General features: G+C 73.9%; 9 protein-coding genes. 1 reads left to right on the forward strand and 8 read right to left on the reverse strand.

The genetic code is table 11. The features are described from left to right. Positions 1-100: 100 nt before the first annotated feature. The 4 genes from ACWCYO_RS27310 to ACWCYO_RS27325 all read right to left on the reverse strand — a co-directional run bounded on the left by ACWCYO_RS27310 (position 101) and on the right by ACWCYO_RS27325 (position 3,174). The gene (locus ACWCYO_RS27310; protein ID WP_449785659.1) at positions 101-1,930 is read right to left on the reverse strand and encodes an LCP family protein; all 1,830 of its coding nucleotides are present in this window, start codon (positions 1,928-1,930) and stop codon (positions 101-103) included. 13 nt (positions 1,931-1,943) lie between these two features. Further along, positions 1,944-2,576, reverse strand: coding sequence for a nicotinate-nucleotide adenylyltransferase (gene nadD, locus ACWCYO_RS27315; protein ID WP_270146998.1), 633 nt, complete (start codon positions 2,574-2,576; stop codon positions 1,944-1,946). Positions 2,577-2,720: 144 nt separating this feature from the next. Then, a complete protein-coding gene (locus tag ACWCYO_RS27320; protein WP_270146997.1) occupies positions 2,721-2,873 on the reverse strand; it encodes a hypothetical protein in 153 nt (50 codons plus the stop codon). 154 nt (positions 2,874-3,027) lie between these two features. After that, positions 3,028-3,174 carry a hypothetical protein gene (locus ACWCYO_RS27325; RefSeq protein ID WP_270146996.1) on the reverse strand — a complete coding sequence of 49 codons (147 nt, stop codon included), beginning with the start codon at positions 3,172-3,174 and terminating at the stop codon, positions 3,028-3,030. A 262-nt stretch (positions 3,175-3,436) separates the two neighbouring features. Between ACWCYO_RS27325 and ACWCYO_RS27330 the strand changes: the two genes are divergently transcribed. Then, complete coding sequence (locus tag ACWCYO_RS27330; protein WP_270146995.1) at positions 3,437-4,507, forward strand: M48 family metallopeptidase; 1,071 nt, start codon at positions 3,437-3,439, stop codon at positions 4,505-4,507. Positions 4,508-4,562: 55 nt separating this feature from the next. On the opposite strand, the gene ACWCYO_RS27335 is transcribed toward ACWCYO_RS27330, so the two are convergent. The 4 genes from ACWCYO_RS27335 to ACWCYO_RS27350 all read right to left on the reverse strand — a co-directional run bounded on the left by ACWCYO_RS27335 (position 4,563) and on the right by ACWCYO_RS27350 (position 8,390). Then, entirely contained in the window at positions 4,563-5,624 is a 1,062-nt protein-coding gene (locus tag ACWCYO_RS27335; RefSeq protein WP_449785660.1) for an SCO2583 family membrane protein, read from the reverse strand. Between the two features lie 102 nt (positions 5,625-5,726). Continuing rightward, positions 5,727-6,308, reverse strand: a complete 582-nt coding sequence (locus ACWCYO_RS27340) for an SCO2584 family spore wall biosynthesis protein (RefSeq protein ID WP_270146993.1) — start codon at positions 6,306-6,308, stop codon at positions 5,727-5,729. Positions 6,309-6,398: 90 nt separating this feature from the next. Then, a complete protein-coding gene (locus tag ACWCYO_RS27345) occupies positions 6,399-7,721 on the reverse strand; it encodes a glutamate-5-semialdehyde dehydrogenase (protein WP_449785661.1) in 1,323 nt (440 codons plus the stop codon). A 144-nt stretch (positions 7,722-7,865) separates the two neighbouring features. Next, positions 7,866-8,390, reverse strand: coding sequence for a hypothetical protein (locus tag ACWCYO_RS27350; protein WP_449785662.1), 525 nt, complete (start codon positions 8,388-8,390; stop codon positions 7,866-7,868). Between the last annotated feature and the right edge of the window lie 122 nt (positions 8,391-8,512).

The following is an 8,512-nucleotide window of genomic DNA, read 5'->3' on the forward strand; positions in this document are numbered from 1 at the left end:
CATTTCCGGGGCCGCGGGGCGCGCGGGGCCGGACCCGAGGCCGGACGGAGCCGAACCCGGGGCCGGACGGGGGCCGGTCCGCCGCCGCCCGGCCGACCGGCTACTGGTTCTTCGGCGGCTGGTAGTCCTTGCCGAGCACGACCACCAGGTCCGCGTTCTGGGCGTCGGCGACCTTCTTCACCGCCGTGTCCGGCAGCCCCAGGCTGCTCGCCAGGGACTTCGCCGCGGCCTGCCGGGCGTCGTCGGTGTAGCGGATCTCACTGGTGGCCTGCGGCGCGGTCTTGGCTCCGCCCGGGATGAACGTCAGGCCCGAGTTGACGATCTGGACCTGCGCGGCGGCACTCGCCGCGTCGTTGCCGGAGGCGTCCTGCACCGAGACCCGGGCGGGGGCGTCGCCGGCCGCCGCGGACTTCACGGTGCCGCCGAGCACGTCCTTGACCTGCTTGCCCGCGGTCGCCTCGTCCAGGGTGCCGTCCGGCTTGACGGTCAGCGCGGTGGTGCTGAAGTGGCCGTCCTTCGCCTGCTGGGCGAGCTGGGCGAGCACCCCGGCCAGGGCGTCCTCGGGCAGCGAGGGGTCGAGCACCGCGTTCATCCGGTGCACGTCGTCCTTGGCGTCCTTGAACTCGGTCGGCATGGTGCGCACCACCGCGTCCATCACCTGCCCGAACCGGGCCAGCTGGGCGTCCCGGTTCTCGCCGGGCGCCTGCAGGGTGGCGTACGCGACCGCGGCCTTGCCGCTGAGCAGGGTGTTCTTGCCCGCCGGGGACAGCTCCTTGCCGTCCGGCTTGCCGCCCTCGTAGGTCGCGGCGTTGGTGTCCACCCGGACGCCGCCGAGCTGGGAGACCAGCAGTTCCAGGTACGGGGTGTCCAGCCGCCAGGTGCCGGCCACCGGGGCGCCGAGCACGGTGGACAGGCCGTCGCGGGTCGCCGAGGCGCCGATCGCGTCCATGGCCTGGCCGACGGTGGTCACCGGCGGATCGCCGGGCCCGGGCAGCCGCAGCACGTCGGGCAGCAGCAGCACCGTGCCCTTGTGCCCGGAGGCGTCGTCGACCAGCAGCGCACTGGACACCTTGCCCTGCAGGTCGCGCAGGTGGACGACGTTGACCTGCCGCCCACCGGCCGCGGCGGCCGCGGTCGGCTTGTCCCCGGTGAACCACAGGTAGCCGCCGACGCCGCCGGCCGCGAGCGCCAGCACCACGCCGAGGCCGACCAGCCGGTTCTTCAGCTTGCGGCGGCGCTCGGCGCGCACCTCGCTGCGGGACTCGGCGAACTTCAGCCAGTCGATGACGTCCTCGGACTCCTCCGCCTCCTCGTCGACGAAGGTGAACTCGCCCGTGGTGTAGCTGTCCTTGGGCGCCCGTCCGCCGGCCTTGCCGGACCGGGCGCCGGCGACCTGCTCGGAGGGCGCCCCGGGCTCGGCCGGGGCCGCCTCGGCGGCCGGCCGGGGCGTGCGCCGGCGCGGCGGCGGCACGGCGGCGGGCGCGGGGGTGGGGGCGGGCGCCTCGGGCGCGACGGGCGGCTCGGGCAGCGGCTCGGCGACCAACGGCGCGACCGGCGCGGCCTGGTACGGCTGCTGGTACGCCTGGTACCCCTGCTGCTGGTAGCCGCCGTACGGGGCCTGGGGGTACACCGGCTGCCCGTACTGGTCGTACTGGCCGTACTGCTCGTGCGACTCGTACTGGTCGTGCTGCTGCCCGTACGACTGCTGCTGCGGGAACTGCCCGGTCTGCTGGGCCTGCTGGTAGCCCTGGGCCTGGCCGCCGTAGTAGCCCTGCCCGTACGCCAGCTGCCCGTACTGGTCGTACTGCCCGTACTGCTGCTCGTACGCCTGCTGCTGGTGGTACTCCTGGCCCTGGTACGGCTGCTGGTACTGCCCGGTGGACCACTCCTCCGGCTGCTGCCCGCTGCCATTGCCGTTGCGATCGGTCACGCCCGCTCCTGGCTCAGGTCCCGTGCGGCGCGTACAGCGCCCGCTTGTCGATGTAGCGGACCACGCCGTCCGGGACGAGGTACCAGACCGGCTCGCCCTTGGCGACCCGGTTGCGGCAGTCCGTGGAGGAGATGGCCAGCGCCGGGACCTCCACCAGGGAGACCCCGCCCACCGGAAGCCCGGCGTCCGACAGAGTGTGCCCCGGGCGGGTGCATCCGATGAAGTGGGCCAGCGAGAAGAGTTCGTCCGAGTCGTGCCAGGACAGGATCTGGGCGAGCGCGTCGGCGCCGGTGATGAAGAAGAGGTCGGCGTCCGGGTGCAGGGCGTGCAGGTCGCGCAGGGTGTCGACGGTGTACGTCGGGCCCTGGCGGTCGATGTCGATCCTGCTGACCGAGAACTGCGGGTTCTCCGCGGTGGCGATGACCGTCATCAGGTAGCGGTCCTCGGCCGGGGTGACGTGGCGGTCGCTCTTCTGCCAGGGCTCCCCGGTCGGGACGAAGACCACCTCGTCCAGGTGGAACGCGCTCGCCACCTCACTGGCGGCGACCAGGTGGCCGTGGTGGATCGGGTCGAAGGTGCCGCCCATCACGCCGAGGCGCTTCTTCACCGGTTCCGGTCCGCCGGGATTCCCGGCCTGCTCTCCCATGCCGCCACACCTTACGCGACGCCCGTCACGGTGCGGGAACGTCCGTGTGGAGGTGGTCCGTAGATGGTGGAGGTGGTCGGTAGATGCGTGAGGGAGCGGCCGGCCCACCGGCCGGACGCTCCCCGAGCGGTCCGTGGTCCCGGCTCAGCGGTCCCGGTTGAAGCGGGTGGTGATGAAGAGCAGGAGCACCAGGATGAACAGCGCGGAGCCGCCCGTCAGCAGCGGGTTCAGGCTGTCGTGGTTGCCCCCGCCCTCGGCGAGCAGGTTCAGAACGGGGAGTGCGGCGGCATTGCTCATGGTCGGCGGGACCTTCTCGGCTCGGTGAACGGACCTGGGGGTTGTTCCGGGCCGGTGAGGGCCCACCCGTCATCGTACGGGGGGTTACCCGGCAACCGCTCGGCGGCCCACCGCCGCTGACCGGGCGTGAGCGGGCACCACCGGAGGCTGCGGTCTACTGGCCCCGGAAGGCGCGGGCCATGATCCAGACCAGCAGGCCGATCCCGACCAAGGACGCGATCACGATGATCCGCAGGAACAGGCCCGGGCCGGCCTCGTCGGAGATGGGTGCGGCCAGGCTGACCAGCGCTTCGGTGGACATCTGAGGGGCTCCTCGTACTGCTCGGTACCGCGGCCGGGTCCGGTCCCGGTTCTCCAGGGCATTCAGGGTAAACCGGCCTCACACCGGCACCGCCCACCGGCCCCCGAGCCGCGCCCCGGCCCGCGCGTACGCTGGCTCCGGGGACGAGTACGCAACCGCGGACGTTGCACAGGCAGTCGTTGCAGACGAGTCGTTGCAGGCGAAGACCAGCGGGGGGCCGGCCACTGCGCCGGGGCCGCCGTCGACAGGAGGCACTCACACCATGACCGACACGACCGCGAAGACCCCGAGCCGGCGTCGCCAGCGCTTCCCCGGGATCTCCACCCGGGCCTGGGAGCACCCCGCCGACCGCTCGGCGCTGGTCGCCCTGCGCAAGCTGTCCGGCTTCGACGACATCCTGAAGAAGCTCGCCGGGCTGGTCTCCGAGCGCTCGATCCGGCTGATGTTCCTGGCCACCGCGGTGAAGACCTCCGAGCGCCAGTTCCCCGAGCTGTACGACATGGTCCGCGACGCCGCCTACGCGCTCGACCTGGAGCAGGTCCCGGACCTGTACGTCACCCAGGACCCGGCGGTCAACGCGTACACCATCGGCATCGACACCCCGATCATCGTGATCACCAGCGGCCTGGTCGAGCTGCTGGACGAGGAGGAGCTGCGCTCCGTCATCGGCCACGAGATCGGCCACGCGATGTCCGGCCACGCCGTCTACCGGACGATGCTGATGATCCTCACCAACATCGCCACCCGGATCGCCTGGGTGCCGCTCGGCAACCTGGCGATCATGGCGATCGTCACCGCACTCAAGGAGTGGTTCCGCAAGGCCGAGCTGTCCAGCGACCGGGCCGGCCTGCTCGCCGGGCAGGACCTCCAGGCGTCCATGCGGGCCCTGATGAAGCTGGCCGGCGGGCACAACCTGGCCGAGATGAACGTCGACGCCTTCCTGGAGCAGGCCGAGGAGTACGAGAAGGCCGGCGACCTGCGCGACGGCGTGCTCAAGCTGCTCCAACTGCTGCCGCAGACCCACCCGTTCGCGGTGGTCCGGGTCGCCCAGCTGAAGAAGTGGGCGGAGAGCGACGAGTACCGCTCGATCATGGCCGGCGCATACCCGCGCCGCACGGACGACCGGGACACCTCGGTCGGCGAGCAGTGGAAGGCCGCCGCCGAGCACTACACGACCTCGGTGAAGGAGAGCAAGGACCCGCTGATGGGCCTGCTGCGGGACGTGGCCGGCGGCGCCGCGACCGTCGGCGGCAAGCTGCGCGACACCTTCACCGGCGGCAGCCGCGCCGGCTCCCCGTCGGACCACGGCTCCGCCGAGCGCACCGACGGCTGACCGTGACGGCCGGTGACCCGCCCGGGTCACCGGCCGTTCCACCGCACGCAGGCCGTCAGCCCCCCGCCAGCACCCCGCACACCTGCCAGGCCGGGCGCGCGTGGTTGCCCGGGTCGACCGCGGTCGGCGGCGCCACCGTGGTGCCCTGCGCGGTGGCCAGCACCGGCTGCAGGAAGCCCGCCATCGAGGCGGTGCACGGCTCCGGCCCGGCCTGCAGCACCGAGTCCACAAGCCGCAGCTGCGCCGAGGCCAGGTCCACCCGGTCGAACTGGAAGGTCAGCTCGCGCCGCACGGTCTCCAGGGTGACCTGTGCACCGGCCGGGGCGCCGGCCGGCTTCAGCGCGTAGACGAAGGTGTGGTCGGTGGTGACCTGCAGCGTGCTGCTGTCCGCCTCGTCGACCCGCATCGCACCGACCACCTTCACGGTGCCGGAGGCCAGCGCGACCTGCGCCGGGTCGAAGCGGACGATCCAGCCGGTCACCGCGTGGTGCCGGTCGTCCACCGGCTGGGTGACGGCGGCGTCGAACTGGGCCTGCTCACCGGGCGTGACGAAGGCCCGCACGTCGGTGGTGGCGCCCTGGACCAGCGCCGCCGGCGTCAGCGAGGAGGCCACCAGGTAGCGCTGCACGGTGTCCAGCGCCTTGGTCACCTCGACCTTGCTGAAGTGCTCGGTGGCGGCGCCCGCCGGGGTGTTCAACCCGGCCGCCCCGTCGCCGTACCCGGGCGGCAGCGCGGCGAACGGATCCGCCGGGTCGGCGACCGGGCGGACGGCCGAAGCCGGGCTCAACGCCACCAGACTGACGGTCAGTTGGCTGCCCTCCGGCCGGATCGGAAGGCCCTTGGGCGAGTTCACCCCGAAGTACACCGCGGCCCCGAAGGCCAGCAGGATGAGCAGCAGCAGGGCCAGCGCCTGGCGCGGCACCGTCCCCAGCGGCCCGAGCCGCACCCGCGCCCGGGTGGCCTTGCCGAAGGAGCCCGCGAGCCGCTCCCGGGCGGACAGCTCCTGGATCCGGGCAGCCCGGACGAACGATTCGTCGAAGACGACGGACCGGAACTCGTCCTCGTTGCCGGAACCGCCCTCGGGCGTACCCTCAGGAGGCTCGCGCGGGTCACCCATGTCACCAGGGTAGGCGTACACTCGCCCCGCCACGAGGGCCCGGCGCAGATTGCCGGGAACGCTCCGTGACCGCCCGCCCGGGGCGTACGCCCCCTGGCCAGGTCAGCCCGCGGGCGCCGTGACCACCGCCGACGGCGCGGCCGGCGCGGACCGCGGGTCCGTCCCCGGACTGCTGCTGCCGGACTCCGGGCGCCGGGGCGCGCCGGAGGAGCCGCCCACGCCCTGGTAGATCGCCGCGACCGCCACCGCCACCAGGCTCACGCCCATGATCACGGCCAGCACCCAGGCCACCGGCCGGTGCCAGCGCTGCTGGGCCACGTACCGCCCGCGGGCGCGCACCGGGTCGTAGCGCCGCCCCCAGCGCCGGCCCTGGCGACCGCTCGCCCGGCCCGGGCCCGACCAGGGGTCGGGGTACAGGTGGTCCTCGTCGAGTCCGCTCGGGTACGGGCGCAGCTCCAGCGGCAGCCCGTCCCCGGCCGGTACGTCATAGCTCCAGCCCGGTCCCGCGGTGTCCGGCTCGAACCGCGCCTCGGCGGCGGCCAGCTGCCGCTCCTTGGCCGTCGGCTCGTGCACGGCGGCGGACCGGACGAAGGCCTCATCGAAGACCACGGTGGCGAACTCGTCGTCCGCACCACCGTGGTCGGCGCCGTCGGGGTACGGCAAGCCCCCCACATCCTCAGCCACGGGATTCAGCGTATTACCGGAGGGGCGATTTGTCTGTGGCTCCTGGCAGTTGGTCCGTCACACGTGTGACGGCCGCCCCGCGCGCCGCGCTCAGCGGGCGTCCGCGTCCCCGCCGACGGTCTGCGTCGCCTCGCCGCGGACATGCCCGTCACCAGTGACGATGTACTTGGTGCTGGTCAGCTCCGGCAGGCCCATCGGACCGCGGGCGTGCAGCTTCTGGGTGGAGATGCCGATCTCCGCCCCGAAGCCGAACTCACCGCCGTCGGTGAACCGGGTGGAGGCGTTGACGGCCACCGTGGTCGAGTCCACCAGCTGGGTGAAGCGGCGGGCGGCGGCCTGCGAGGTGGTGACGATCGCCTCGGTGTGGCCGGAGGACCAGCGGCGGATGTGCTCCACCGCGGCGTCCAGCGAGGGCACCACGGCCGCGGCCAGGTCGTACGAGAGGTACTCGGCGCCCCAGTCCTCGTCGGTGGCCGGCACCACGGTGGCGCCGCTGCCCTCGGCGGCCTTGAGCACCGCCTCGTCGCCGTGCACGGTCACCCCGGCCTCGGCCAGGGCCGCCAGCGCCAGCGGCAGGAAGGCGTCCGCGACGTCCTGGTGCACCAGCAGCGTCTCGGCCGAGTTGCAGACGCTGACCCGCTGCGCCTTGGAGTTCAACAGGATGCCGACCGCCATCGCCAGGTCGGTCCGCGCGTCCACGTACACGTGGCAGTTGCCGGTGCCGGTCTCGATCACCGGGACGGTCGAGCCCTCGACCACGGTGCGGATCAGCGAGGCCCCGCCGCGCGGGATCAGCACGTCGACGTACCCGCGGGCGCGCATCAGCTCCTGCACCGAGTCCCGGTTCTCCCCCGGGACGAGCTGGATCACGTCGGCCGGCAGCCCGGCCGCCTCGACGGCGTCCCGCAGGACGGCGACCAGCGCGGTGTTGGAGCGGTAGGCCGAGGCGGAGCCGCGCAGCAGCACCGCGTTGCCGGACTTCAGGCAGAGCGCGGCGGCGTCCACCGTGACGTTCGGCCGGGCCTCGTAGATGATGCCGACCACGCCGAGCGGCACCCGCACCTGGCGCACGTCCAAGCCGTTCGGCAGGGTGTAGCCGCGCACCACCTCGCCGACCGGGTCGGCCAGCCCGGCCACGGAGCGCACGTCGGAGGCGATCGCGGCGATCCGCTCGTCAGTCAGGCTCAGCCGGTCGATCACCGACTCGGCCGTCCCCGCCTCGCGGGCCCGGGCCACGTCCTCGACGTTGGCCGCGACGATCTCGGCGCTGCGGGCCACCAGCGCGTCCGCGATCGCCAGCAGCGCGGCGTCCTTGGCGCGGCGCGGCAGCGGGGCGAGCGCGGCGGCGGCCTCCCGGGCTCGGCGCGCTACGGCGAGGACGGGGCTGTCGGCGGTGGCGAGGTCGCTGGTCATGCCGCCAAGCGTAGCGACTGCCCCCGCCCTGCCCGGCGCCGTTCCGGCATCTGAACAGGGCCGGCCGGTACGGCCCTGTCAGCGCGGCCCGGTCAGCCCCGGCCGCCGGTCAGCGCGGCACGGTCAGCCCCGGCCGCCGGTCGGTCAGTACGGGTACACCCCGCCCAGCTGCGGCGGCGGACCGCCGAAGCCCTCCGCCACCCGCTTCTGGTACGTCGCCCGGTCGACCACCTCCAGCCCGACGATCTCCCACGGCGGCAGGTTCGCGGTCACCTTGTGCTCGCCCCACAGCCGCAACGCGATCGCCGCCGCGTCGTGCAGGTCCCGGGCCTGCTCCCAGTAGCGGATCTCGGCGTGGTCGGCCGCGTAACGGGCGGTCAGGAAGAACGAGTGGTCGTGCGCCAGCCGCTCCAGCGAGGCCCGTAGCGAGGACAGCGGGGTGGTCTGCCCGGCCACGCTCAGCACCACGTGCCACAGCCGGGCCTGCTCCGGCACGCCGGGCGGCTGCGCCGACTCCGCGCGCTGCGGCCGAGGCGCGCGCGCCCCGCCGGGCCCCTGCGGCGGCGGACCGGCCGGCTCGGCGGGGCCGTCCTCGCGTCCGCCGTCGATGCTGGTCAGCCGCCGGCCCGCCGTCCCTCCGGTCAGCGCTGCCTCGCGCCTGCGTTCCACCGGCGGCCTCCTGTTCGGCGATCTCGTGTCGTCCCCACCGGCCCCGTCGACCCTCGGCCGACCGGTCCGGCTGCGCCCCTCCTCACCCGCGGCCGGGCCGCTCCCGGTACGGAGCGGCCCGC

The organism is Kitasatospora sp. NPDC001683, from assembly GCF_053596495.1.